A 22,195-nucleotide genomic window follows, 5' to 3' on the forward strand; every position below is an offset into this window, starting at 1 on the left:
GGAAGAACGTTCAGGTTCGCTTCCAGGAATGCGTCTCGTTAAATGTTTCGATATGGATCCAGGAATTTGTCCTGTTCTTCTTGTTCATGCCGCGACTCTTCCTCGTTTAAGGATGGTTTCAGTCCACGTTGATGGCATCCAAGGGGCTGTTGTCTGTAGCCCCTTGGATGCCAGCGCTTTGAAGTCCGGCAATCGTTCTTCAGTTGTTGGTGTGGGGTGTCCCGCGTGTCCCCGGATACACGGGACGGGCCAGCAGAGTGAGCGGTTTTGAGGCCTCAGATTTCTTCTGTTGCGTTGCGTTCTTGTCGATTGACGGCATAGCACCAAAAGCGGTTCTTTCAGGTGTAACCCAGGTCGGCCCTTTCGCGCACCTTGGTGAAGCCCCTGGCTAATGCAACGCATCAAAAAGGGAGGCTTGTTCGTTGGCCTCCCCAGGATTTGAACCGACCTTGAAAGGCTCAGGCCACTGAAATGCTGTAAGGAGCGGCGGGATAGCTTGTCGGCATCGGATCAATGCTGCCGTTGGCCATAGCCTTTGCGCGTCGATACATCTGGCTATCAGTGGCGCCTTGCTTCTCCATGGCGGCAGCAATGACGGCCCAGTTGCGGATCTCGTAAGTCATTCGAACAAGCGAAAAAAGAACAACGAAACCATCGCGAAATCTTGTTGTTGTCCGTGACGGAGATATCCGCACAGCTGCGGCTCGCGAAAAGCTCAACGGCCACCTAGTTTCCCTTGCGAAAAATGGATACTGTTGCTGCTGCTACGTCAAGGCAGCATGAAAACTTGTAATAATCTCTTCATCATCTCGTGTGCCCCATGAACGAGCCTATTGCCACCTTCTCGTACGACTTGAACGCTCTGAGGTTGGAATACAAGACAACCTGCGATGCGCTGCGTCATTGGCCGGGCGGCGATCCCAACGAGCAGGATTTCCTTGAATGCAAGAAGCAGGAGATTTTCCGGGCCTTGGCCGAGCAGTCACTGCAGCTCACGGTTTAAGCGCTTAGCACGTGTTGTGGCAGGAAGGAGTCGAAGCTCTTGGCTCGATCGCTGCTTGGGTCTGTTGCGATATTTAAGGCTCTTGCCTTGCTTTCCGCGGTGGCGATCGTTCGGTTTACTCAACTGTGGTTACTGCAACATGTCCTCAGACGTTGTTGTTCAATCCATCGTTTTTTGATTGCTCTCACTGCTGCTTCTTGTCTTTGTGCTTCTCCGGTGATGGCCATTCCGGCCATGGATGATCTGGAGCTCAGATTGCAGGGTGAAGCCAAGGGTTGGCTTGATGCCACTTGCACCTATTACGGATTGGGTTGGCTCACTGCCGATCAGGGATCAAAGGCCTTGAAGCGTTTGATTTTGCTGTTGGCGGCGCACTACCTCGATCCAGAAGAAACAGAGCGAGCGAAATCCGCTGCACTGTCGAGAGATCCGCAATGCAAAACCATCTGGCCTGAGTCATCTCCATGACGTCCGCTAATGCTCAGTCCAGCTTCACCCCCACCTGGATGGAGATGTTGTTGTTGACCTTTGGACTGCGCAGTTCGTTGTAGATCGTTTGGCCGTTCAGGGATGTGAACAGGCGCTGATTGTTCATGGGGAAGACTTTCAGCGCGATCGAAAAGATGTTGTTGGTTGAGATTCCGTTCACGTATGCCCCGGTATAGGTATTGGTCAGCGTGAGGCTGGTGGCAGAGCTGGGCTTCCATTCCAGTTCAGCTCTCGCTGTTGTTGCTGCGAAGGTCTGTCCACAGACTGGATCTGCGTTGCATCCATCCCCTCCCCAGATTTGTTCAATGGAGGGACCAAGGGACACGGTGAGCCGTGTTTTTGAGGTCTTGATCAGGTCGTAACCGAGGCCAATTGAGCTTTCAAATGCGTCGGTTCCGCTGAAGTTCAGTGTGTCGTAGTTGAAGTGTGCACCTGCATAGGCGTGCAAACGACTATTCAAGCTGCGGATGTAGCGCAGTTCAGCGTCGCCTTCATTGGTGTCTGTTGAGTTGCTGGTCTCTCCCTTGTCACGGGAGACCTCGTACTGGGCATTTACTTTCAACGAGACTTTGTCGGCGCCTGAGGTGTAGCTCGTGTCGAGCTGTGCTGTTCCCCCGGCGTCGAGATCGTTGTCGGTATTGGATCCCGTCACTCCCCCGGAGAGACTCAGCTTCCATGCTTTCGGTTTTGGTTCGGGCATCAGCGCCGTTTTCGGGATGCTCAGCTTTCCCAGCACTGGGTGCTGCAGCACCGTTGTGGTGTCTGTGCTTTCGGAAGGGATCAGCTCCCCGTGCAGCGTGTCGCCGTTGCTCAGCTTGAGGGTGACCTGCTCGGCGACAGTCGCTGTGGCCCCTAGCAGGACAGCACCCGCAGCAATGATCGGGATTCGCCGCAACACAACCCTTCCATCGATAGAGGCCAGATTTTTTCATAGAACCCTGTTGCTGTTGTTCAGGCCTGGACCACGGGTACATCGCTCAGTCGTGTGGTGGCGGCCCGGCCCAGCCGTTCCCGTCGCATCGACCAGTCGGAATGCAGGCCGCAGGCGGCCCACTGCACGGTGCCGCGTCCATAACGGCGGTTGAGACCGTCGATGGTGTTCATCAGCGTGTCTCGCCGTTGCAGGTGTGCTGCACTGCAAGGCACCAGCAGGTGATGCTGCAGTTGTTCCGTGTCCTGCAGGTGCTCCATCAGCACCCCGGCCTTGGCAAGCTGACGGTGGGGCTGGAAGATCCGTTCCACCAGTGGCAGCGCGGCGTTCAGCAGCATCTGGGTGTCGTTGCTGGGCAGGTCCAGATGGGTGCTGGCGCTGCGGCTGTAGAAACCAGGCGCGAACGGGCTGGTGCGGGTGTACACGCTTAGAGAGGCGGCGCGTTGCTGCTGTTTGCGCAGCTTTTCCGCGGCACGCACCACGTAGGTCGCCACAGCTTCTTGCAGCTCCGCCAGAGACGTGATGGGTCGACTGAAGCTTCTGCTGACACAGGTTTCCTGCTTCGGGGATGGGGCCAGATCGAGGGGAAGACAGGCATGCCCCTGGAGTTCCCTCTGCAAGCGCAGGCCGACCACACCCGCTTTGGCCCGCAGGGGGCCGCTGGCCATGTCTCGCAGTTCCCTGGCGTTGCGCACACCACGCAGTCGGCACCAGGCAGCGAGTTTGCGACCGATTCCCCACACGTCTTCGATGGCGATCGTTTCCAGCCAATGGTCCCGATGGCTGCAGTGCCCCAGATCGAACAGGCCTGCATGGCTGGCCTCCACCTTGGCGAGACGGTTCGCCAGCTTCGCCTGGCCTTTGCTGGCTCCCAGGCCGATGGCGATTGGCAGTCCCAGATTGCGACGGACCAGGGCACGCAGTTGCCGGCCCCAGGGCCGTAGATCTACCGCCGTTGGACGACTGATGCGAGCGAAGGCTTCATCGATGGAATACACCTCCAGCTCCTCCACCTGACTCTCCAGAAGGCTCATCAGCCGCTGGCTCATGTCGGCGTAAAGGGCGTAGTTCGAACTGCGCACCACCACTCCGCACCGTTCCAGTGTCTGCTTGGCCTTGAAATACGGAGTGCCCATGGCAATGCCGAGTGCACGGGCTTCGGCGCTGCGGGCCACGATGCAGCCGTCGTTGTTGGAGAGCACCACCACGGGGCGGCCGATCAGGGCTGGATCCAGGCTCTGCTCGCAGGAGGCATAGAAGTTGTTGGCGTCGATGAGCGCGGTGACCTGAGCCATGGCGTTCAGAGGGGATGAATCACATGAATGGCAACCCCCCAGATCTGCACGTCGTTGCAGGACCGCAGATCAAGAGGTGGATAGTTGGGATTGGCTGCTTCCAGGCGCAGTCGGCCGTGATGGCGGACCAAGCGCTTGAGGGTGAAGCCGCCATCGAGAACAGCCACCACCACGCGTCCGGGGTGGGGGTCAAGGCTGCGGTCCACAACCAGAAGGTCGCCGTCGTGAATGCCGTCACCGGTCATGGAGTCGCCGCTAACACGCAGGAAAAAGGTGCTGGTGGGATGACGGATCAGTTGGTCGTTGAGGTCAATCCCCACATCCACGTAGTCCTCTGCAGGAGAAGGGAAGCCTGCGGCCACCCGCTCTCCGGCCAGTGGCAGCTGCCTTGACGTTCGTTGGGGGCTTAGGGGTTGCGGTGGCTGGAGAAAGGAGCGATCGATCTCCATTGCCATGGGTTCAACAGCCCGACATGCATAAAATAGTACAGGTGTTCTATTCAACTGGCTGGTGGTTGGCGGTTGGTTGTGCTCTGCGTTCAGGTTGGGGCGATGAGATCCGCCAGGCCTGAAGCGATTGCAGACTGGGCCTGGCTATCGAAATGGATGCCATCAAGGGGTGAGGGGCTGGCCACGGTCTGAACATCGAAAGCCAGCACCTCCAGTTCGTCGGCGAGCTGGAGATAGCAGCTGGCTAATGCCTGGGATTTCGTGTCGGCGCCATCGAATCCCCAGGCCAGCGACTGTGCCGTGATCTTCACCAACGGTGGTGTCATCAGCAAGATGTTGGGGGGCCGGTCGGGTCGCTCGCGCGGGCCACAGTTGAGCGCGCTGCGGATGTCATGCATCAGGATGCGGGCGCCATCAGCGATCTGCTCGGCGGACAGGTTGAGATAGTCCTTGGAGTCGTTGCAGCCCAGCGCCAGGATCACCATGTTGATGGGTTTGTGACTGTGCAACGACGTCATCAGGCCTGAGCGGCCGCTGCAGCTGTATTGCGCGCCATACCTGGCTGCGCCGATGGGATCGTCGAGCAGCCAGGTGCGGGAATTGAGACCGTCCTCAATCGTTCGCCAGGTCTGGCCGGACGCACGCTGGTTGAGCTGCTGCTCCAACTGATTTGGCCAGCGTGTGTCGTGGGGCAGTCGCCCACCACCGTCGGGGTTGAATCCCCAGGTGTTGGAGTCGCCGAAGCAGAGAATGGTCTTCGGCTCCTGAGCTGGTGCTGTCATGAACGGCAGGTTGTCTGCGCAAATCCAGTTCAGCCATGATCCGCATTCGGCGCCATCGCGGCCTTGACCGGAGAGGATGCGCTCACTGACGTTGTCGTGATGGCTGCTGCTCCATATCTCGTTGCCCTCGCCCTGATCGAGCAGGAGGGGAAGAGGGCTCTGCCGCTGGCCGGGCGTTCCCTCAGTGCAGAAGCCGCTGCTGCGGAGCAGCCCACGCAGGTGGCCCATTCGCTGGCCCTGGAATTGCTGCTGCGTTTGTGGCAGCGCAGTGATGAGGGGCCGTTACGTCGCGCCTGCGGCGTGGAGAGTCTGCTGCTGGTGGAATTGCCGATGGAGTGTCTGCCGGAAGACCTCCCCAGGCTCAAAGCCGACTGGCTCAACAGTGGCGACACCGAGGCCTTTCAGGCGAGTCTTCAAACCATCTGTGGGCGCGCCTGGACCATGAGCATCGCCAAATTCGAAGCTGTCGCACTCAGTGCCTGGCCAGCCTGAACCTCATGTTGGTGTTGGTTTTAGGCCCGGTGATAAGGACTCCCCTGCAGGATCGACTGGGCTCTGTAGAGCTGCTCAACCAGCAGCAATCGCGCCAGCTCATGGGGAAAGGTCAGGGGTGAAAGGCTCAGTTGCCAACGGGCTGAGCTCTTGAATGCATCGGTGAAGCCGTCAGCGCCACCGATCACAAAGGCCAGGCGCTCGGAGCCAAAGTCCCGTAAACGATCAGCGAAGTCCACCGATGTCAGGGTGTTGCCCTGCTCCATCAGCAGCACCGGCAACTCATCGGGACGCAAGGCCTGACGGATCGCTTCGACCTCCTTGTCACGGCTGCTGTCACGCAATTCAGTGATGGTTAGCCCAGGCAGGCGCTTGAGGTAGAGCTCCACACCGTCCTGAACCCATCGCTTGCGCACTTTTCCGACCGCGATGATCCGGTATCGGGAGATGTTCATGGCACAGCGGCGTTACTCCGTTTCGTCGTCTTGTTCCTCGAGAAACATCTGCCCAAAAGCCACATATAGGCTGTCCTCTTCGCTGCCAGGCACCACATCACGGCGTTGAGGGCGGGTGTTCTTGCCCTTGCCGGTCGAGCGGGTGGGGACCGCTGCTTGGGAGGCCGAATCCTGCGTCAAGGGGGATGGCGCATTCAGCTTCTGGCGTCGCTCACTGTCGACCCGTTCTTCTGCATCCCGCAATCTCGCCATCAGGTGCTCAGGAACGGTGCCGTCCTGGCTCACCTGCATTAGTTCATGAAACAGCGCTTTGGGGTCCTGCTCGGTTTCGACTCTGTGGCGCGGTCGGCTGGTTTTTGCAGAACGTTGAGTTTCGGCTTCTGGTGCAGGGATGGGCTCAGGAAGCTGCCGTCCCAGTTGCCTGAGCCGTTCAAGACTGCGGGGATCGAAGCTCATGGGCAGCCGAGGGTGTCACGGGTGTCGCGGCCGGTCACAGGGTTGGTGCCATCAGCAGCGGCGCAGAGTGTTTTCAGTGCGTCGCCGCGAAACGGCACGTTGGTGAAGTCGGCACCGGTGATCGTCACATTGATGAATCGGGTGTTGAAGGCAAAAGCATCCTCCAGAACGGCATCTGTGAGGTTGGTGCCATCAAGCACTGCTGAATCCAACGTGGCATCGCGCAGATTGGTTCCTGTGAGGTTGGCGTCCTGAAGCTTGGCTCCGTAGAGACTGGCGCCCCGCAGATCGCTGCCAGAGAGATCAGCTTCTCGCAGGTTGGTGAGGTTGAAGGTCACCCCCTGCATCTCCCGGTTGGAGAAATCAGCACCGATCAGCACCTGTTTGGCGTAGTCCATCGCGGCCTGCACCGGCTGCAGAGGCAGACCAATGAGCAGGACGAGAGCAAGCAGGAAGGCCAGCAGATGTCGTTGCATCAGCGGATCAAAAGCGTGGCCCAAGCCTAGGGGGCCTGATTCCTGGCTTAAGGGGGGAACACTTCGAGAATCCAGGGAGTCGAGTCTTGTGCGCTGTTGATGCGAAGAGCGATCCCGGTCGATGGGCAGAACTTCGTGCTCTCAATCTGTTGAAACGCCGTGGCTGGCGTTGCCTGGCTGAGCGCTGGAGCTGTCGTTACGGGGAACTGGATCTGATGATGGTCAAATCGGGCCGCTCAGGTCTCCGTCTGCTGCTGGTGGAGGTCAAAGCCAGGCGTCGATGTGGTCTTGATGGCTGGGGAATGAGAGCTTTTGCCAGGTCCAAGCGCCGACGACTGGCCCGAACGCTTGCCTGTTGGCAGTCCTGTCACCCCTGGTGTGATCAGGGGCATCTCGAGGTGGTGCTAGCGCTGGTGCCGCTGCCACCCAGCTCCAGGACTGTGCGCTGGATCAGGGTGCCGGAGTTCAGGATCTCTTGATCAGACCTTCAATCCGTTTCACAGCCAGCGGAAGACCCGTTGGAAGATCGCGGATCACCAGATCAGCCGAACGTCTCAGCGGATGGATGAACCGCCGCTCTCCCGGCAGCATCTGCATCACTGACTGACGCAAGACCGACAGGGGGGTTCGCTGGCGTTCGCGTACGTCACGGCGCAGGCGGCGAATCACCCTGATCGGCAGGGATGCGTTCAGATAAATCAGAAGATCAGGATCGAGATGATCCATCAGCAGTTGGGGGCCGAACGCACCCTCCAGGAGCACAACATCCCAGATCTCGTTGAAAGACTCCCAGCTGACGTCCCTGGTGCTCATGTCGTAACGGCGTCGATGCTGCAGACGGCGTTCGAGCAGGGCCTGAACATCGTCGATCAGTGCATCCCTGTCGATTGCATCGACTGTGTCGAATCCATAGATCGAATCCGGTGTCCAGTGCTCGCGGTAGTAATCGTCGAAGCCGATCACCACAGCAGCAATCCCGCTTTGCGCGAGCGACGTTTTCAGCTCCTCACTGAAGTGGGTCTTGCCTGCTGCGGATGGGCCAGCGATACAGATCAGCTGGGCAGATCTGTTCATCAACCGCGCCAGATCTCAACACCCTCATCATCGCGTTCCGCGCCCTCTGCGCTGGTGCACAGTGAACCCATGGCCCGCATGACATGAGCTTCGCAGGACATACGGCCCGCAAAAGGTTTGGACAGCACTGGCTGCGGGATGAACGGGTTCTAGATCGGATTCTCGAGTCGGCAGAACTCCTGGAGGGGGACCGTGTTCTCGAGGTGGGACCAGGACGGGGTGCTCTGACCGAACGACTGCTCAGGAGTCCTGCCGCATTGGTGCATGCGATCGAGCTGGACCGAGATCTTGTGTCAGGTCTGACCGAGCGATACGGAGCCCAATCGCGGTTTTCACTCTGTGAGGGCGATGTTCTCAACGTTCCTCTGACACTTCCTGACGGTTCTCCGGCCTCCAAGGTGGTGGCGAATATTCCGTACAACATCACTGGCCCCTTGCTCGATCGGCTGATTGGTCGTCTGGATCGGCCCGTTGATCCGCCCTACGAGCGGCTCATCTTGCTCGTCCAGAAAGAGGTGGCAGAGCGCATTCGAGCCCGTGCCGGACACAGCAGTTTCAGTGCTCTCAGTGTGCGTTTGCAGCTTCTGGCCCGTTGCCAAACCGTTTGCCCTGTGCCGCCGCGTTGCTTTCAGCCGCCTCCGAAGGTTCAATCCGAGGTGATCAGACTTGACCCCCTGACGGCGGATCAGCGCCCAGATCCCGAGCTCTGCCGTGGGGTGGAACGATTGCTCAAACAGGCGTTTCTGGCTCGACGCAAGATGCTGCGTAACACCCTTGCCAGTGTCAAACCGCCGGATCTGCTTCAGGCGCTGGCACAGCAGGCCGGCATTGATCTGCAGCAGAGGCCTCAGGACGTGGCACCGGAAAACTGGGTGGCCTTAGCCAGGGGCTTAAGAGCAGCGGACGCATCCGAGTGAGCCGCTAAGCCCGGGTCAGCGTCTGCGCCTGTTGTGGATGAGCAATCCACCAGACATCTTGTCTTCGATCCCTTGTCAACACTGGGCTCTGGCCGTGGTTTAGCCTCCACTTTCGGGTCGGAGTCCGGCCGACTTCGCTTTGTCCTGTTCATGACGGCTCCGGTCTGCGTCAGAGCTCCGGCCAAGATCAATCTGCATCTCGAGGTGCTGGGCCTGCGGGATGACGGGTTCCACGAACTCGCCATGGTGATGCAGAGCATTGATCTCGCCGATCAGTTCGAGTGTGAGAACACTGCCGACGGAACGCTTTCCCTCAGCTGTGATCAACCAGGACTCAGTTGCGGAGACGACAACCTGATCATGCGGGCGGCCAGGCTGCTGCGTGAGCGATCCGGATACGGGGAGTTGGGTGCACGGATGCATCTGCGCAAGCGCATTCCCATCGGCGCCGGTCTTGCGGGAGGCTCCAGTGATGGGGCAGCAGCACTGGTTGGCCTGAACACGCTCTGGGGCCTCGGCCTCAGTGCCTCTCAGCTCGAGATGCTGGCTGCTGATCTTGGATCCGATATGCCGTTCTGCATTGGCGGCGGCACCCAGCTCTGTTTCGGCCGCGGAGAACGGCTTGAGGTTCTGCCTGGAGTGTCTGCGCCGCTTGGCGTTCTGCTGGTGAAGGATCCATCCATCAGCGTGTCGACGCCGTGGGCCTATGGCGAATGCAAGCGAGAACGTTTTCATCTCTATCTCGAGGGTGAGGCAGCCTTTGAGCAACGTCGTGAGTTGCTTCGAACCTCTGCTTGGCTGAGGCCCCTACGAATCGAATTGCCTCCGCCTTTGCGTAACGACCTTCAGGCTGTTGTGGCTCCGCAGACGCCCTCGGTCCGCACTGCGCTGGCGCTCTTGAACGCATTGCCAGGGCAGTTGCGAGTGGCCATGAGTGGTTCCGGCCCGAGTTGCTTTGCTCTGTTTCCAGACTTCAGCGCTGCTGAACAAGCCCGTCTTCATGCTGCTGCGCAGTTTGAAGCGGAGGGACTGCAATCCTGGAGTTGTTCCCTGCTCCCCTATGGCGTCAAGCTGGCGGCATGAGTGACAGCAACGCAGCCACAGCCAAACCCCGCAAAGGGCCCCTCAGTTTCCTGTCCGGATCGATCACCAGTCTGGTTCTGGCCTGGTTGAGTTTCGGCTTGAGCAAAAAAGTCGTGATTTATCTCTCGACGCACTCGTCAAATTTCAGCAGCACCACAGCGCAGAACATCGCGTCTGCCATGAAAACGCTGTTCATCGGAATGTGTTTTCTGGCCACATTCAGCTTTGCCTTCATCGGGATTGGCTTGTTCCTGGTGTTTCTTCGCAGTCTTTTCATGAAAGACACCGTTGACGCTGCCTAGCCTCAGCGCAGAGCCTTCGCAACCATGACCCCCCACGATCTCGGTCAGCTCGTGTTGCTGCTGTCTCCAGGTCTGCTTCTGTCGGTGCTGCTGCTGGCGACCTTTGCAGCCGGAGGCTGAACACCCCTGGACTGAGATAGCTTGGCCGCTGACGCCGGCATTGCCGGGATTGCAGCAACGCCGTGGCAGGGACGCTTCTCTTTAACGCACTTCGCGAAGCCATCGATGAGGAAATGGCCCGTGATCCCCATGTTTGTGTGATGGGAGAGGACGTCGGCCATTACGGCGGTTCTTACAAAGTCACCAAGGATCTCTACGAGAAATACGGGGAACTGAGGGTCCTCGATACCCCGATTGCCGAGAACAGTTTCACCGGCATGGCTGTGGGTGCCGCGATGACAGGCCTGAGGCCGATCGTGGAGGGCATGAATATGGGATTCCTGCTGCTGGCCTTCAATCAGATCTCAAACAACATGGGGATGCTGCGCTACACAAGCGGCGGCAATTTCACGATCCCCACGGTTGTGCGTGGCCCGGGTGGTGTCGGTCGACAACTTGGCGCCGAGCACAGTCAGCGGCTCGAGGCTTATTTCCATGCTGTGCCCGGCATCAAGATTGTGGCTTGCAGCACTCCGACCAATGCGAAGGGCCTGATGAAGGCCGCCATCCGCGACAACAATCCGGTTCTGTTCTTCGAGCATGTGCTGCTCTACAACCTCACGGAAGAACTGCCAGACGGCGACTACACCTGCGCCCTCGATCAGGCCGATCTGGTCAAGGAGGGTAGTGACATCACGATCCTGACCTACTCACGCATGCGTCATCACTGCCTCAAGGCTGTGGAGCAGCTCGAGGCCGATGGGATCAACGCCGAACTGATCGATCTGATCAGCCTCAAGCCCTTTGATATGGAGACCATTGCCCGCTCGATCCGCAAGACCCACAAGGTGATCGTTGTGGAGGAGTGCATGAAGACCGGTGGTATCGGTGCCGAGTTGATCGCTCTGATCACCGAGCACTGTTTCGATGAGCTCGATGCCCGGCCGATCCGGCTATCCAGCCAGGACATCCCCACCCCCTACAACGGCAATCTCGAGAATCTGACCATCATTCAGCCGCATCAGATCGTCGAAGCGGCTCAGACCATTGTTCGTGAGGGGCTCTGATTGATGGCCCGTCAACAGGGCTGGTTTGCCCTCATCCTTGCGCTTGCCATCGCTGCAGCTGCAGTTCTTTCCAGCTTCCCGCTGCAGCTCGGACTTGATTTGCGTGGGGGCAGTCAGCTCACACTGGAGGTCCAGCCGGCCGGAGAGATCACCACCATCGGCGCCGAGCAGATGGAAGCGGTGAAGGCGGTGCTCGATCGCCGCGTCAACGGTCTTGGTGTGGCTGAATCCACGCTGCAGACCGTTGGTGATGATCAGCTCGTGCTGCAGCTGCCGGGCGTCACCGATCCGACCCGCGCCGCAGACGTTCTCGGAAGCACAGCCTTGCTCGAGTTCAAGGCTCAGAAGGAAGGCACTCAGGAGGATGTGCAAAGCCTTCGACAGCTGAGAGGCCAGCTGCAGAGCGTGCTGGCCACGCGTTCGGACGATGATGCGTCTGAGCTTGATTCCGTTGAGCAGGACGAGCTCGCCAGACGCCAGAAAGAACTGGGTCTTGATGGAACGGCAACAACGGAGACGGAGCAGCTGGAGCAGTTGCTCGCGCGCACCAATCAGGAAATTCTTGATCGGTTCGAGCCCACGGCCTTCACGGGTAAGCAACTGGTCAGTGCAGGTCGTCAGCAACAACAGAACGGCTCTGGCTGGGAGGTGACCCTGAATTTCAACGCTGAGGGTGGCGAGAAATTCGCCGAACTCACCCAGTCGATCGCCGGCACAGGCCGCCTGCTGGGAATCGCTCTTGATGGTGAACTCATCAGTGAAGCCAGCGTCGGTCCCCAGTACAAAGCTGCTGGAATTTCAGGAGGCACGGCGTCAATTTCCGGCAACTTCACAGCTGAAGACGCCCGCGATCTCGAAGTTCAACTGCGGGGTGGTTCGTTGCCCTTGCCGGTGGAAATCCTTGAGGTGCGCACCATCGGACCATCTCTTGGTTCGGAGAATGTCCGTCGCAGCCTGATCGCCGCCCTTTCAGGTCTTGTGTTGGTCGGCATTTTCATGCTGCTGATTTACCGGCTTGCAGGTGCTGTGGCGGTGATGGCCCTCAGCCTCTATGCCCTGTTCAATCTCGCGGTCTATGCCCTGATTCCTGTCACGTTGACGCTGCCGGGTATCGCTGGTTTCATCTTGAGCATTGGCATGGCAGTGGATGCCAACGTGCTGATCTTCGAGCGCGTCAAGGACGAACTCCGGCGAGGCAACACCCTGATCCGCTCCATTGAAACGGGATTCTCCCAGGCGTTTTCATCGATTGTTGATGGTCACCTGACCACCTTGATCAGTTGTGCAGCCCTCTTCTTCCTAGGCACCGGACTGGTGAAGGGCTTCGCGGCGACTCTCGGCATTGGTGTTTTGCTGAGTCTGTTCACGGCTCTGACCTGTACACGCACGCTGCTGCGTTTCCTGATGAGCTATCAGGGCTTGCGGCGTCCGACGAACTTCCTGCCGGCAAGGCAACTTCCCACGACAGCGTCCTGAGCCATGGCTTTCACATCACTCGCATTTGATGAGCGACCTCTGCGCTTCCCCCTGACCAGTCGTCGACGGCAGGTCTGGTTGGTGTCCGCTGTCTGCCTGCTGCTGAGCCTGATCGGGATTGTGCTCAGCTGGACTGACCCTCAGATCGGATTGCCTCTGAGGCCAGGTCTCGACTTCACCGGTGGAACTCAGATCCAGCTGGAGCGCAGCTGCGCTGACACCTGCGATCAGCTCAGCACCGTCGCTGTTGAATCTGAGCTTCAGCAGATCAAGCTTCCGGTTCAGGATGGGAAAGCACTGCCCAAGTTGGACAACGCTCGCGTTCAGCTCCTCGATGGCGGTCAGTCGATTGTTGTGCGGATGCCAGCCCTCTCCGCAGGCCAGGGACAGGCTGTGATCGAAGCACTTGAAACGGTGGCTGGACCCTTTGAGCCTGGAGGTCAGTCCGTTGACACCATCGGTCCCAGCCTTGGTGGACAGTTGCTGCGCAGCAGTTTGATTTCCCTGCTGGTCGCCTTTACGGGAATTGCGCTGTACATCACCGTTCGCTACGACCCTCGCTATGCCTTTCTGGCCCTGGTGGCCTTGGCTCACGACATCGTGATCGTTTGCGGCGTCTTCGCCTGGCTCGGCCTCACCACACGGCTTGAGGTTGACAGCTTGTTTGCCGTGGCTCTGCTGACCATCGCTGGATATTCCGTGAACGACACCGTTGTCGTTTTCGACAGAATTCGCGAGCGCCAGCGCATGGATGGTGACCTTCCCCTCTCCGTGCAGGTTGACCGTGCTGTGTCAGCCACGCTGACCAGAACCATTTACACGAGCGGCACCACACTTCTGCCCCTGGTTGCCCTCATCCTCTTCGGTGGTTCAACGCTCTACTGGTTCGCCATTGCTCTGGCACTGGGAGTGATCGTTGGCAGCTGGTCCAGTATTGCCTTGGCCCCTTCTCTGTTAAGCATCTGGCCATCCCGATCTGGTGCAGCTGCTAGTGCCTGATCGCGCAGCAACAGCATCAGTTCGCTCTCAGCGCTGGATACCGCTGTTGTTGCTGATCCTGGCTCTGATTGATCTCAGAACGGAATTGCGACTGCTAGCGGATCAGGTGACCCTGACGGCTCTGATCTTTGCTGTGCGACATCACCTGCTCGCCGTGGTGGTGCTGGTGTTGCAACCTTCACTCTGGAGCCGCTTCGGCCCGCGCCGTCGGCGCGTCAGTAACGAAACTGTCGATAACCCTTGATGTCCAGAGAGTTCTGCTTTGCAGCTGTCAATTGTGCATTTCTGGCAACGTCGAATTCAATGCAGTTGAAGCGTCGATAAGAGCTCACAGGGGTGCATGTTCGGCGCGGGCGTTGACTGGTCTCAACACGAACGTCCTCGATAACTTTGGTGGTGGGAAGATCGCTGAGCCCACCGGCCCCCGTTGCCGTCGAAGTCGCGTCGGGCGGTAATTGCTGAAAGGAACAGAGCTCTTTAGCGAGATCCGTTGCCGCTTGATCGAGACAGGCTTCAAAGTCCGCCTCAATCTGGCCTCTGCGCTTTTCATCCGCCAAAAGCTCGAGTTTGCGTCGTTCCTGGCGGGTGAGGGGGATTGTCTTGCGAACGCGTTGTGTGGTCGTGACGGTGAAGGTGCCCCCCTCCGTGATCCAGCGTTCGGCTTCCTGCTTGGCCTGCGCTTGCGATGAATAGGAGGGGCGAAGCTCCTGGGGCTCCTCTATGGAACTGGTTCGACGAAGGTTGGCGTAAAAAAAGCCGGCGTAGATCAGAAGGCCCAGTACTCCGCTTCCGGCCACCGTTGCGAACACACTCAGGGAGGAGGGCCGATCCAGAGATCCTGCTCAAAATCCGATGAAAACTAGCAGTCTCTTTCTGGTGTCTGCAGCGCTGAGACGTTGTGCTGTCGCCGTTTTGCCTATTCTGCTCCCATCGTGAGTACAAACCGCCATGTCGCTTGATCTGGACGCCAAGAAGACACTGTTGCGGAAAATTCCCCATGGCCTGTTCATCTGCGGCGTCGCCGAGGGTGATGAGGTAAACGGATTTACGGCCAGCTGGGTCACCCAGGGATCGTTTGAGCCGCCTCTGGTGGTGATGGGAGTTCGTGCCGACAGCACCAGCAACGGCATGATCCAGCGCACACGTCGTTTTTCTCTGAACGTGCTGGCCGCCGACCAGAAGAATCTGGCTGCGACATTCTTCAAGCCCCAGTCGGCAGTGGGCGGCCGTTTTGAGGTTGCGCCCTTTGAGCTGGGCTCCCTAGGTCTGCCGATTTTGAAGGATGCACTGGGTGGTGTTGAGTGCGAAGTGGTGGGTGAGCTGCCCCACGGTGATCACACCGTGTTCATCGGAGAGGTGAAATCAGCAGTGCTCCACCGTGATGGAGACGCCCTGGAGCTGAGCACCACCGGCTGGCAGTACGGCGGTTAACGGATTCTGTTAGCTCCAGCGGTCCATGATCTGCTTGACCACGACCTGCTCCATCCCCACCTGAAGCACCACAACCAGTGGCAGCGCCAGCAACACGCCAGGTATTCCCAGCAGAGCACCCAAGCTCAGCTGGGAGGTGAGAGCCACTGTGGGAAGCAGATTCACGGTCCGCCTGAGCAACAGCGGTGTGAGCACGAAGGCTTCCAGGTTCTGCAGTGTCAGCCGCAGCACCAACACTTGAAACATCGTTCCCGGTGAAATCATCAGCGCCAGGCTGAGAGGTAGAAGCGTTGCCGCTGTGGGCCCGATTGTCGGCACGAAGGTCAGAAGTCCACAGACCAGGGCAGAGAGCAGAGCCAGAGGAATGCGCAGAATTGCCAGACCTGCCCAGGTGCAAAGAAACATCGCCAGGGCGGAGAGAGTCATGCCAGCCAGCCACCCACCAAGAGCAGTCCGGCACTGGTCCAGGAGATCCTCCATCGATGCGCGTGCAGGACGCGGTGTTGCAGCGACAAGAATGCGTCTGTGTGCTGAGGGGTCCAGGGCGAGCAGCACCGCCAGCAGGCTCATCAGCAGCACCTGAACCAGACCGTTGGCCGCTCCTCCGGCAACGCCGAGCAATTGAGCTCCGAAAGGTTGGATGCGGTCCCAGCTGAACTGGTCGGGCAGGCTTCGTGCCAGTTCTCCAAGCAGGGGTTGATTGGACAGCAGCGCCTGGACCTGGCTGAAAAGTACAGGCAACAGGGTTGTGAGCTGTTCGAACTGGTTGATCAGCTGAGGCAGCAGCAGTTGCAAAACCAGCACTCCTCCGACGATTGTGATCAGCAGCACTGCCAGCAGCGCAATCGGACGTGGTAGGCGGTAGCGCTTGATCAAATGGTGAACGGGCACATCAAGCGCTACCGCCAGCACAACCGCACCGAACAGCACCAGCAGCACCCAGCGCAGCTGCCAGGTCAGCAGAGCAAGCACCACAAGGGTGAGAGCTGCCAGCAGATTGCTTGGGTTCATGCGGCCGCGCGACGTTTCTTCCAGGGATCCAACAGGTCGTGGATCACGATTTCCCTGATCAGCACTTGGATCACCACTGCCAGAGGCAGGGCCATCAACAGACCCAGGGGTCCAAATAGAACTGTGAAAATGAACTGTGCCGTAAGTGTGAGTCCAGGAAGCAGGTTCACCTGCTGTTGCATCACTGAAGGAGTGATCACATAGCTTTCAACGTTCTGGATCACCACGTAAAGCCCCAGCACGGCTACGGCCTTCCAGGGATCGTCCAGCAGAGCCACCGCCATCGGGAACACGGTGCTGAGAGTGGGCCCCACATTGGGGATGACGTTGAGCAAGCCAGCCAGCAGGGCATTGGCCATCACCAATTTCACGCCAAGCAGAGAGAGTCCGATCCCTGCTAGTAAGCCCACGCAAAGCGAACTGATCAGCACGCCGATCATCCAGCTGCTCAGAGCTTCTCCACACTGCAGAAGAATGGTTTTGGCGCGCCTCCTGTAGAAGGAAGGCACTAACTGAATGACCACATTGCGATAAGACTCCGGTTGGATCGCCACCATCAGCGCCACCGCGAACACGAACACCAGCTGAACGAGTCCGCTGCCGAGATTGCTGGCTAGACCCAGCAAACCCTTGATTCCACCACTCACGCCAGAGGTTAGAGCCGTGCTGTTGGGGAGTGATGAAAGGTTGCCGGGAACGAGCCTTGCTCCGCCATTCGTTGCCTCACCTGCTCCATAAACAAGTGATGAGGCATGGTTGACCCAGCCCATCACGATCTGTTGGAGCTCGCGTGCCGCAGCAGGAAGCTGTTGGAGCAGCTGTTGAAACTGGCTAAAGAACGGCGGAATGATCACGGCCACTGCAAGGGCCACGATCAACATCAGACCGAGTAGACATATCAACAGGGCCAACGGCCTCTGAATCGTCCATCGCCTGCGCAGGGCACCCACCAAGGTGCAGACCGCCATGGCGACAACCACAGCCGCGAACAGATGAATCAGGACTTCGCGGAGGCTCCAGAGCAACAGCCCGGACGTCAGCAACGCCGCAAGTCCGAGCCAGTGCTGAAATTTCACCCGTCTGTTCCTTCCTCGCTGGAGTCATTGTCGCCGGAGTTCTGCGAATAACCCATTCCGTTGGAATCCGCATAACGTTGCGCAAAGCGCATGAAACGTTCGAAATCCGCTTCGCTTTTCCAGGTGTAGGTCGCTTCCAGGGCAAAAGGTTTGCCATTCACGAAACGGCCATTCACTTCACGGGTAACCATTTCACCCTCTTCATCCACCATCCACATTCCGGCGATCGCTTCCATCGTTTCCGGTGCGAGTGCCTGAGGTTCTTCGAAGACGAAGATGGCTTGCCCGGTGCGACCATCTCGGCTGCGCGTCATGCGGATATCGGGAACCACGGGCTCGTCTGTGCCGCGGAAGAACTGAATCGCCGCCTTGTCGCCTTCAGCCATGGTTCATCAACTTGGAGGTGTGGATCTTAGTTGGAGATCCCAGGGATGACGTGCCCTTGATCCAGAAGCAGTCTGGCTGCTTGCTCACTGGTTAGTCCCTGCAGATTCACCGAGGATCTCGCTGGTGAACGCTCAAGTTCACGGTCATAACAGCTGTCGTAGTAATCGAGCATGGCTTCACAGGCCACATCCCAGTTCTGGGATTCGATCGCTTCAATCGCCTGTCGTGTGCGCTGAGGACCAAGGCGTTTTTGAATCCGTTCTGTGGCTTGCCGCAGTTCGGCTCGCTGATGACACGAGTAGACCTTCACAAGTCGCTCCACGCGTTCCTGGTCACTGCGCTGGATTTCTAGGACTGGAGACGTTTGCATCTGATTAAACAGCCCTTTGGGAATCCTGCAGCGGCCGACCTGGATGCTTTCGGCCTCTAGCCAGATCTCCTGCACTCCTATGTGGCGCAAACCCTCCAGGCATTCCGCAAGTTTGTTTTCGTAGTGCTCGCTGGTCGGTTGAGGCGGCAGCCCCAGATTGCCGAAACTGCTGCCGCGGTGATTGGCGAGACCCTCAAGATCGATTACACCAACGCCCTGTTGGTTCAGCTCCAGCAGCAGGTCCGTTTTGCCAGTTCCTGTTCTGCCCCCGAGCACCCGCAAGGGCCACGTCTGCTCGAAGCACTCCAGCACCCATCGGCGATAACTCTTGTAACCCCCCTCCAGCACCATGACGGGGTGATCGCTCAGGCCAGCCAGCCATCCCATGCTGTTGGACCGCATTCCTCCACGCCAGCAGTAGATCCTCAAGGGATTTGCGGGTCCAGCGGCTGCCGTTGTGAGTGCAATCGATAACTCGGCCAGAGAGGGACCGCAGAGCTTTAAACCGAGTTGGATCGCTGCGAGTCGACCCTCTTGCTTGTAGTTCAGGCCCACCAGATGACGCTGTTCATCTGTGAACAGGGGGATGTTGACAGCGCCTGGCCAGTGACCTTGAGCAAATTCAGAGGGTGTTCTCACATCGACGATGGTTCCCTGCGACGTGCGAAAGCTGTTGAGACCGGCCACGATGCTGTTGCCCATGCCTGACATAGTGGGCCAATGCTGAGCCAGTCGGTGCCGGCACATCGCCATGCTTTCCGGACGACCTCCCTCCACACAACTCGGCATTGATCAGTTGCTGGACCGACTGGTTTCCGGATCATCGCGTCAGAAGCGTTCTACGGCTTCAGCGCTGGAAAAGGTCTCAGAGCAGCTTTCAGGAAAAGCAGATGTTGCCCTCAAGGCTTACTCCCCAGAGGGTGATGACTGGGGAGCGGGCTGGATCTTGCAGATCCTTCAGCGTCACCACCCCGAGACTCTGGACGCCATTCCAGGTGTCTCCGGCGGTTGGTTCCAGATGCCGTCGTCCTGCGGGATCGACTACTCAGATCTCCAACGTGCATTGCTGAAGGAAGAGTTTGAGGAGGCTGATCGCCTCACCAGTTGCGCACTGCGTCAGCTGGCCGGTGAGCAGGCGGTGGAACGGGGATACGTGTATTTCAGCGAAGTCCCTTCGATCAAACCGGTGGATCTGACCACCATCGATAGGCTCTGGATCGCCTACTCCCAGGGACGTTTCGGATTTACGGTGCAATCTCGATTGCTTGGTGCACTCGGCGGTCGTTACGACAGGCTCTGGCCGAAGATCGGCTGGAAAAACGATGGTGTCTGGACCCGTTATCCCGGCAGTTTTCAGTGGTGCATGGATGCACCAGAAGGACACATGCCATTGGTGAACCAGCTCAGGGGTGTCCGCTTGATGGATGCTCTTCTTCAGCATCCCGGTCTGGCGAGCAGGTCCTGACACCGTCGAATTCCTCTGGCAGAACCTCAGCAGGCCGGTAAGGTCGAAAAGGATGAAACAGTGCTGATGTTCAGCCGATTTCTACCTTCGTTTCGGTGGGCTGATTTCATCCTTCCGTCAACCTTTCAGCTCAGTCCATTGATGGAGCTGTTGCTGGAACCTGTTGACTGCAATGAGACCTCGTGTCGCTTGCAACTGGGTCTTCAGGAAGCCTTGGTCAATGCCGTGCGTCACGGCAATGAGGGAGACCCTCGCAAGTGCCTGCGGATCCGTCGGATTCTCACGCCGAATTGGTTGATTTGGCAGATCCAGGATGAAGGCGATGGTCTTTCGAGTGATGCCAGGCAGGGGTGTTTGCCGGATCAAGTCGATGCCAATCAAGGTCGTGGTCTGTTTCTGATGCATCAGTGTTTTGACGACATACGCTGGAGCCGTCGAGGCAACAGGGTGCAGTTGGCCTGCCGGCGTCCTTGATCCAGCCAACGGGCCATCAGTGCCTAGGGCAGCCAGGGTCTTTCAGCTCTCCCCTGATCCAGCCCAGAGCCTGCTGAGTCAAGGCTTCTACATCATGATTTCGTCCGTTTTGCAGCAGCTGCGCCAGTGCCGCAGCTAGCAATTCTGCTCCGCGTCGATCCGCATCGGCTTTGAGCCTGTGCCATTCACGATCACTGATACTGAGGCTCTGATGCAGAGACAAGGCCTGTTCAATCGCCTGTTCTGGCCATTTTTTCGCGGACACGTTGGCGTTGGATCAGCGTGGGCTCTCTATCCTGACTGCTGTGATCGCTGGTGGTGGTGAACAGGCAGCTTCACAGTCGGGGAGGTTTGCATGGACTGCGCTCTCTTCTCCGCAATCAGCCCAGATCTTGGGAGGCGAAGGATCGACGCTCGAGCCGTCGAATTCAACAGCGTCGACTGCTTCGTCAATTGATGGAGTCGGATCCAGAAGCTCTCAATTGGCTGCTCACACCAGAACGTGGTCAGCGTTTCTGGAGGGCTCTGCGCTGGGGAGGACCGGCTTTGGTGTTGGGGTGGTGGCTGACTCGCTGAGCCTCAGGCTGCCACTGCTGCGCTATCGACCACAACAAGGGAATCCGGTGCCTCCTGAGGTCGCTCTTCGGGGTGAGGCTGGCCTTCGTTGGCGGAAGGTAGGGCTTGACCTTTGATCCAGGCCTGATGGAGGGCACGACGACGGCGATCCTCCGCAAGCACTAGACGATCCGCAGCAGCAGTTGGGCTTTCACCGGGATTCAGTGCTGTTCTCAGACAGATCCCAAAACCTTGAGCTTCAACTTGAACCTTGCCTTCCATAAAAACGATCTGAAAGGTCCATCCCCGCAACCAGCGGATCCGAAAAGGATTCGACATGGACGGAGTCCCTGAGTCCTTGCACCATATGGGGTTGCTGTGGCCCTGCAAGCGTCTATGTCAGGGAATCACTGTGTTGAGATGATTAATTCTTCGTGGCTGTCCACACCCTGGTCATGAAATGAGATTCGGCTTGCACATCACTGAAGCCAGCATCTTTGAGGCGCTGGTCAATGTCATCACTGATGAAATTGCGGTAATAGGGCTCGTGAAAAACGCGTCTGAAATTGTCCATGGCAATGTCGAACTGTGGCGAATCCTTCAATTGCACTGAATCAGCCAAAACCAGAACTCCGCCAGCCTCAAGCAGGCGGTAACAGTCCTGAAGCACTGCCTGCCGGGCATCGGCTGGCAGTTCGTGAAACAGGAACACGCAGGTGATGGCTTGGAAACCAGCGTCATCGAAGGGCATACGCTCTGCGTTTCCCTGAACCAGCTGCACCAGTGGTTTGTTGGATTGGTTCAACCAGCGATTGGCCTGGCGCAGATAGGCCTCTGAAAGGTCCACTCCCACAAGAGTGGCGTGCGGCAGCGCAGCACGAATCTGATGCAATGTTCTGCCCGTGCCGGTCGCGACATCAAGGATGCGCAGACTTCCCGGTGCACGATCTGCAAATCGCTTCAACCCTTGTCGCAGTGAAGGGAGGATCCGGCGCCGCATGGCATCAGCGGCTCCATTGAACAGGATGTCGACCTGAAGGTCGTACAGCTCGGCGGAGTGATCGCTGAGGTAACCATCGGTTTGATGGTGAAAATTCTGGAGGTAATAGTCGGGATAGAGATCGCGATTGGCCAGATCAGGAATGTCCTTGACGTCTCTGGCACGCCTTCTGGCCCAGTTGGAAGGCAGGTCCAGCCACACGCGTGGATAGCGTTCGGCCCATTCCAACCAAGGGATATCAAAAAGTAGGGACTGGGGGTAAACCCCGGACTCAGAATCCTGCCAGTCACGCTGATGCAGCTCATCCAGCGATTCACGCAGCGCGTCCATCATTTCGCTGGGAACAGGTTCCGTTTTGGGCACCACATCAGGCGCCACCACTTCCATCACTTTGGTGCTCAGTTCCTTGTGGACCAGGCCAGCAAGGCTGCGGCCCTGTTGCATGGTCCGGTAAGCGATTTCAGTGAAGCTGGGCGCCATGAAAAGGATTGAGATCCAAGCCGCCTCATTTCAATGGATTGCGAACGCCGTTGTGGGTTTTTGCCGCAGTGATCACGAAAGTTATGTGAAGCCCCTGTAAA

The 22,195-nt window shown here is 58.3% G+C and carries 32 protein-coding genes; 15 read left to right on the top strand and 17 right to left on the bottom strand.

Annotation, left to right across the window (positions count from 1 at the left end):
* Positions 1 to 458: 458 nt before the first annotated feature.
* Positions 459 to 623 carry a hypothetical protein gene (locus tag DXY37_RS13325; protein WP_170951815.1) on the bottom strand — a complete coding sequence of 55 codons (165 nt, stop codon included), beginning with the start codon at positions 621 to 623 and terminating at the stop codon, positions 459 to 461.
* A 197-nt stretch (positions 624 to 820) separates the two neighbouring features.
* On the opposite strand from DXY37_RS13325, the gene DXY37_RS07495 reads away from it, so the two are divergent.
* Together DXY37_RS07495 and DXY37_RS07500 are read left to right on the top strand one after the other, a co-directional pair.
* Positions 821 to 1,003 carry a hypothetical protein gene (locus DXY37_RS07495; protein ID WP_115126094.1) on the top strand — a complete coding sequence of 61 codons (183 nt, stop codon included), beginning with the start codon at positions 821 to 823 and terminating at the stop codon, positions 1,001 to 1,003.
* Between the two features lie 219 nt (positions 1,004 to 1,222).
* Entirely contained in the window at positions 1,223 to 1,471 is a 249-nt protein-coding gene (locus DXY37_RS07500; protein WP_244276959.1) for a hypothetical protein, read from the top strand.
* Between the two features lie 13 nt (positions 1,472 to 1,484).
* Here DXY37_RS07500 and DXY37_RS07505 read toward each other — a convergent pair whose 3' ends face one another.
* From DXY37_RS07505 to DXY37_RS07520, 4 genes are all read right to left on the bottom strand, one after another.
* Entirely contained in the window at positions 1,485 to 2,390 is a 906-nt protein-coding gene (locus tag DXY37_RS07505; RefSeq protein WP_244276961.1) for a DUF481 domain-containing protein, read from the bottom strand.
* Positions 2,391 to 2,443: 53 nt separating this feature from the next.
* Positions 2,444 to 3,718, bottom strand: coding sequence for a Y-family DNA polymerase (locus DXY37_RS07510; protein WP_115126095.1), 1,275 nt, complete (start codon positions 3,716 to 3,718; stop codon positions 2,444 to 2,446).
* A gap of 5 nt (positions 3,719 to 3,723) precedes the next feature.
* On the bottom strand, positions 3,724 to 4,167 hold the full coding sequence (locus DXY37_RS07515) for a LexA family transcriptional regulator (protein WP_115126096.1): 444 nt from the start codon (positions 4,165 to 4,167) through the stop codon (positions 3,724 to 3,726).
* Positions 4,168 to 4,256: 89 nt separating this feature from the next.
* Positions 4,257 to 4,949 carry an SGNH/GDSL hydrolase family protein gene (locus tag DXY37_RS07520; RefSeq protein WP_115126097.1) on the bottom strand — a complete coding sequence of 231 codons (693 nt, stop codon included), beginning with the start codon at positions 4,947 to 4,949 and terminating at the stop codon, positions 4,257 to 4,259.
* A 99-nt stretch (positions 4,950 to 5,048) separates the two neighbouring features.
* Between DXY37_RS07520 and DXY37_RS07525 the strand changes: the two genes are divergently transcribed.
* Positions 5,049 to 5,441 carry a hypothetical protein gene (locus DXY37_RS07525; RefSeq protein WP_115126461.1) on the top strand — a complete coding sequence of 131 codons (393 nt, stop codon included), beginning with the start codon at positions 5,049 to 5,051 and terminating at the stop codon, positions 5,439 to 5,441.
* 20 nt (positions 5,442 to 5,461) lie between these two features.
* Here the strand turns inward: DXY37_RS07525 and DXY37_RS07530 are convergent, their stop codons facing one another.
* Genes DXY37_RS07530 through DXY37_RS07540 form a run of 3 tightly spaced genes read right to left on the bottom strand, consistent with a single transcriptional unit; the run spans position 5,462 to position 6,828 of the window.
* The gene (locus tag DXY37_RS07530; protein ID WP_115126098.1) at positions 5,462 to 5,896 is read right to left on the bottom strand and encodes a 23S rRNA (pseudouridine(1915)-N(3))-methyltransferase RlmH; all 435 of its coding nucleotides are present in this window, start codon (positions 5,894 to 5,896) and stop codon (positions 5,462 to 5,464) included.
* A 12-nt stretch (positions 5,897 to 5,908) separates the two neighbouring features.
* A complete protein-coding gene (locus DXY37_RS07535; protein WP_115126099.1) occupies positions 5,909 to 6,352 on the bottom strand; it encodes a hypothetical protein in 444 nt (147 codons plus the stop codon).
* Complete coding sequence (locus DXY37_RS07540) at positions 6,349 to 6,828, bottom strand: pentapeptide repeat-containing protein (protein ID WP_067097602.1); 480 nt, start codon at positions 6,826 to 6,828, stop codon at positions 6,349 to 6,351. Before DXY37_RS07540 ends, DXY37_RS07535 begins: the two co-directional genes overlap by 4 nt.
* An 86-nt stretch (positions 6,829 to 6,914) precedes the next feature.
* On the opposite strand from DXY37_RS07540, the gene DXY37_RS07545 reads away from it, so the two are divergent.
* Positions 6,915 to 7,307 (top strand): YraN family protein, encoded by a 393-nt coding sequence (locus DXY37_RS07545; RefSeq protein ID WP_115126100.1) that lies wholly within the window; start codon positions 6,915 to 6,917, stop codon positions 7,305 to 7,307.
* On the opposite strand, the gene DXY37_RS07550 is transcribed toward DXY37_RS07545, so the two are convergent.
* Positions 7,294 to 7,902 (bottom strand): uridine kinase, encoded by a 609-nt coding sequence (locus DXY37_RS07550; protein ID WP_115126101.1) that lies wholly within the window; start codon positions 7,900 to 7,902, stop codon positions 7,294 to 7,296. The two genes, DXY37_RS07545 and DXY37_RS07550, sit on opposite strands and share 14 nt — an antisense overlap.
* An 83-nt stretch (positions 7,903 to 7,985) precedes the next feature.
* Here DXY37_RS07550 and rsmA point away from each other — a divergent pair, with 83 nt between their 5' ends.
* The 7 genes from rsmA (at position 7,986) to DXY37_RS07585 (ending at position 14,089) form a co-directional block, all read left to right on the top strand.
* Positions 7,986 to 8,819, top strand: coding sequence for a 16S rRNA (adenine(1518)-N(6)/adenine(1519)-N(6))-dimethyltransferase RsmA (rsmA, locus tag DXY37_RS07555; RefSeq protein WP_115126102.1), 834 nt, complete (start codon positions 7,986 to 7,988; stop codon positions 8,817 to 8,819).
* Positions 8,820 to 8,969: 150 nt separating this feature from the next.
* Positions 8,970 to 9,902 carry a 4-(cytidine 5'-diphospho)-2-C-methyl-D-erythritol kinase gene (gene ispE / locus DXY37_RS07560; protein ID WP_115126462.1) on the top strand — a complete coding sequence of 311 codons (933 nt, stop codon included), beginning with the start codon at positions 8,970 to 8,972 and terminating at the stop codon, positions 9,900 to 9,902.
* Positions 9,899 to 10,204, top strand: coding sequence for a DUF3082 domain-containing protein (locus DXY37_RS07565; RefSeq protein WP_115126103.1), 306 nt, complete (start codon positions 9,899 to 9,901; stop codon positions 10,202 to 10,204). Before ispE ends, DXY37_RS07565 begins: the two co-directional genes overlap by 4 nt.
* 182 nt (positions 10,205 to 10,386) lie before the next feature.
* Entirely contained in the window at positions 10,387 to 11,370 is a 984-nt protein-coding gene (locus DXY37_RS07570) for an alpha-ketoacid dehydrogenase subunit beta (protein ID WP_115126104.1), read from the top strand.
* A gap of 3 nt (positions 11,371 to 11,373) precedes the next feature.
* Positions 11,374 to 12,846, top strand: coding sequence for a protein translocase subunit SecD (gene secD, locus DXY37_RS07575; protein ID WP_115126463.1), 1,473 nt, complete (start codon positions 11,374 to 11,376; stop codon positions 12,844 to 12,846).
* 3 nt (positions 12,847 to 12,849) lie between these two features.
* Positions 12,850 to 13,845 carry a protein translocase subunit SecF gene (gene secF, locus DXY37_RS07580; protein WP_115126105.1) on the top strand — a complete coding sequence of 332 codons (996 nt, stop codon included), beginning with the start codon at positions 12,850 to 12,852 and terminating at the stop codon, positions 13,843 to 13,845.
* Positions 13,826 to 14,089, top strand: coding sequence for a hypothetical protein (locus DXY37_RS07585; protein ID WP_371637999.1), 264 nt, complete (start codon positions 13,826 to 13,828; stop codon positions 14,087 to 14,089). Before secF ends, DXY37_RS07585 begins: the two co-directional genes overlap by 20 nt.
* Here DXY37_RS07585 and DXY37_RS07590 read toward each other — a convergent pair.
* The gene (locus DXY37_RS07590) at positions 14,061 to 14,642 is read right to left on the bottom strand and encodes a hypothetical protein (RefSeq protein ID WP_244276963.1); all 582 of its coding nucleotides are present in this window, start codon (positions 14,640 to 14,642) and stop codon (positions 14,061 to 14,063) included. The genes DXY37_RS07585 and DXY37_RS07590 overlap by 29 nt on opposite strands.
* 151 nt (positions 14,643 to 14,793) lie before the next feature.
* On the opposite strand from DXY37_RS07590, the gene DXY37_RS07595 reads away from it, so the two are divergent.
* Positions 14,794 to 15,276: a flavin reductase family protein gene (locus DXY37_RS07595; protein ID WP_115126107.1), complete on the top strand. Its 483-nt coding sequence runs from the start codon at positions 14,794 to 14,796 to the stop codon at positions 15,274 to 15,276.
* A 9-nt stretch (positions 15,277 to 15,285) separates the two neighbouring features.
* On the opposite strand, the gene DXY37_RS07600 is transcribed toward DXY37_RS07595, so the two are convergent.
* The 4 genes from DXY37_RS07600 to mnmH are packed head-to-tail and all read right to left on the bottom strand — an operon-like array spanning position 15,286 to position 18,831.
* On the bottom strand, positions 15,286 to 16,287 hold the full coding sequence (locus DXY37_RS07600; protein WP_115126108.1) for an AI-2E family transporter: 1,002 nt from the start codon (positions 16,285 to 16,287) through the stop codon (positions 15,286 to 15,288).
* The gene (locus tag DXY37_RS07605) at positions 16,284 to 17,363 is read right to left on the bottom strand and encodes an AI-2E family transporter (RefSeq protein ID WP_115126109.1); all 1,080 of its coding nucleotides are present in this window, start codon (positions 17,361 to 17,363) and stop codon (positions 16,284 to 16,286) included. The genes DXY37_RS07600 and DXY37_RS07605 overlap by 4 nt, the downstream gene beginning before the upstream one ends.
* Positions 17,360 to 17,749, bottom strand: coding sequence for a photosystem II reaction center protein Psb28 (psb28, locus tag DXY37_RS07610; RefSeq protein ID WP_115126110.1), 390 nt, complete (start codon positions 17,747 to 17,749; stop codon positions 17,360 to 17,362). Before psb28 ends, DXY37_RS07605 begins: the two co-directional genes overlap by 4 nt.
* Before the next feature lie 26 nt (positions 17,750 to 17,775).
* Positions 17,776 to 18,831: a tRNA 2-selenouridine(34) synthase MnmH gene (gene mnmH / locus DXY37_RS07615; protein ID WP_115126111.1), complete on the bottom strand. Its 1,056-nt coding sequence runs from the start codon at positions 18,829 to 18,831 to the stop codon at positions 17,776 to 17,778.
* 40 nt (positions 18,832 to 18,871) lie between these two features.
* On the opposite strand from mnmH, the gene DXY37_RS07620 reads away from it, so the two are divergent.
* Positions 18,872 to 19,585 carry a GUN4 domain-containing protein gene (locus DXY37_RS07620; protein WP_115126112.1) on the top strand — a complete coding sequence of 238 codons (714 nt, stop codon included), beginning with the start codon at positions 18,872 to 18,874 and terminating at the stop codon, positions 19,583 to 19,585.
* Between the two features lie 66 nt (positions 19,586 to 19,651).
* Positions 19,652 to 20,059: an ATP-binding protein gene (locus DXY37_RS07625; RefSeq protein WP_115126465.1), complete on the top strand. Its 408-nt coding sequence runs from the start codon at positions 19,652 to 19,654 to the stop codon at positions 20,057 to 20,059.
* A 16-nt stretch (positions 20,060 to 20,075) separates the two neighbouring features.
* On the opposite strand, the gene DXY37_RS07630 is transcribed toward DXY37_RS07625, so the two are convergent.
* On the bottom strand, positions 20,076 to 20,324 hold the full coding sequence (locus DXY37_RS07630; RefSeq protein WP_115126113.1) for a DUF6439 family protein: 249 nt from the start codon (positions 20,322 to 20,324) through the stop codon (positions 20,076 to 20,078).
* 56 nt (positions 20,325 to 20,380) lie between these two features.
* Between DXY37_RS07630 and DXY37_RS07635 the strand changes: the two genes are divergently transcribed.
* On the top strand, positions 20,381 to 20,635 hold the full coding sequence (locus tag DXY37_RS07635; protein WP_136975573.1) for a hypothetical protein: 255 nt from the start codon (positions 20,381 to 20,383) through the stop codon (positions 20,633 to 20,635).
* A 3-nt stretch (positions 20,636 to 20,638) separates the two neighbouring features.
* Here DXY37_RS07635 and DXY37_RS07640 read toward each other — a convergent pair whose 3' ends face one another.
* Both DXY37_RS07640 and DXY37_RS07645 read right to left on the bottom strand, forming a co-directional pair.
* Positions 20,639 to 20,953, bottom strand: coding sequence for a copper-binding protein (locus DXY37_RS07640; protein WP_115126115.1), 315 nt, complete (start codon positions 20,951 to 20,953; stop codon positions 20,639 to 20,641).
* 85 nt (positions 20,954 to 21,038) lie between these two features.
* Positions 21,039 to 22,094, bottom strand: coding sequence for a class I SAM-dependent methyltransferase (locus DXY37_RS07645; protein WP_115126116.1), 1,056 nt, complete (start codon positions 22,092 to 22,094; stop codon positions 21,039 to 21,041).
* Positions 22,095 to 22,195 lie beyond the last annotated feature (101 nt).

The organism is Synechococcus sp. GEYO (assembly GCF_900473955.1).
Classification (GTDB): domain Bacteria; phylum Cyanobacteriota; class Cyanobacteriia; order PCC-6307; family Cyanobiaceae; genus Synechococcus_C.

Coding starts and splice junctions, on each gene's coding strand:
- DXY37_RS07595 (WP_115126107.1), top strand. CDS start 14,794: ATGTCGCTTGATCTGGACGCCAAGAAGACACTGTTGCGGAAAATTCCC.
- DXY37_RS07510 (WP_115126095.1), bottom strand. CDS start 3,718: ATGGCTCAGGTCACCGCGCTCATCGACGCCAACAACTTCTATGCCTCC.
- DXY37_RS07550 (WP_115126101.1), bottom strand. CDS start 7,902: ATGAACAGATCTGCCCAGCTGATCTGTATCGCTGGCCCATCCGCAGCA.
- mnmH (WP_115126111.1), bottom strand. CDS start 18,831: ATGTCAGGCATGGGCAACAGCATCGTGGCCGGTCTCAACAGCTTTCGC.
- DXY37_RS07600 (WP_115126108.1), bottom strand. CDS start 16,287: ATGAACCCAAGCAATCTGCTGGCAGCTCTCACCCTTGTGGTGCTTGCT.
- DXY37_RS07495 (WP_115126094.1), top strand. CDS start 821: ATGAACGAGCCTATTGCCACCTTCTCGTACGACTTGAACGCTCTGAGG.
- ispE (WP_115126462.1), top strand. CDS start 8,970: ATGACGGCTCCGGTCTGCGTCAGAGCTCCGGCCAAGATCAATCTGCAT.
- DXY37_RS07525 (WP_115126461.1), top strand. CDS start 5,049: ATGGCTGCTGCTCCATATCTCGTTGCCCTCGCCCTGATCGAGCAGGAG.
- DXY37_RS07530 (WP_115126098.1), bottom strand. CDS start 5,896: ATGAACATCTCCCGATACCGGATCATCGCGGTCGGAAAAGTGCGCAAG.
- DXY37_RS07540 (WP_067097602.1), bottom strand. CDS start 6,828: ATGCAACGACATCTGCTGGCCTTCCTGCTTGCTCTCGTCCTGCTCATT.
- secD (WP_115126463.1), top strand. CDS start 11,374: ATGGCCCGTCAACAGGGCTGGTTTGCCCTCATCCTTGCGCTTGCCATC.
- DXY37_RS07645 (WP_115126116.1), bottom strand. CDS start 22,094: ATGGCGCCCAGCTTCACTGAAATCGCTTACCGGACCATGCAACAGGGC.
- DXY37_RS07565 (WP_115126103.1), top strand. CDS start 9,899: ATGAGTGACAGCAACGCAGCCACAGCCAAACCCCGCAAAGGGCCCCTC.
- DXY37_RS07520 (WP_115126097.1), bottom strand. CDS start 4,949: ATGACAGCACCAGCTCAGGAGCCGAAGACCATTCTCTGCTTCGGCGAC.
- psb28 (WP_115126110.1), bottom strand. CDS start 17,749: ATGGCTGAAGGCGACAAGGCGGCGATTCAGTTCTTCCGCGGCACAGAC.
- DXY37_RS07640 (WP_115126115.1), bottom strand. CDS start 20,953: ATGTCGAATCCTTTTCGGATCCGCTGGTTGCGGGGATGGACCTTTCAG.
- rsmA (WP_115126102.1), top strand. CDS start 7,986: ATGAGCTTCGCAGGACATACGGCCCGCAAAAGGTTTGGACAGCACTGG.
- DXY37_RS07620 (WP_115126112.1), top strand. CDS start 18,872: ATGCTTTCCGGACGACCTCCCTCCACACAACTCGGCATTGATCAGTTG.
- DXY37_RS07625 (WP_115126465.1), top strand. CDS start 19,652: ATGTTCAGCCGATTTCTACCTTCGTTTCGGTGGGCTGATTTCATCCTT.
- secF (WP_115126105.1), top strand. CDS start 12,850: ATGGCTTTCACATCACTCGCATTTGATGAGCGACCTCTGCGCTTCCCC.
- DXY37_RS07515 (WP_115126096.1), bottom strand. CDS start 4,167: ATGGAGATCGATCGCTCCTTTCTCCAGCCACCGCAACCCCTAAGCCCC.
- DXY37_RS13325 (WP_170951815.1), bottom strand. CDS start 623: ATGACTTACGAGATCCGCAACTGGGCCGTCATTGCTGCCGCCATGGAG.
- DXY37_RS07500 (WP_244276959.1), top strand. CDS start 1,223: ATGGCCATTCCGGCCATGGATGATCTGGAGCTCAGATTGCAGGGTGAA.
- DXY37_RS07535 (WP_115126099.1), bottom strand. CDS start 6,352: ATGAGCTTCGATCCCCGCAGTCTTGAACGGCTCAGGCAACTGGGACGG.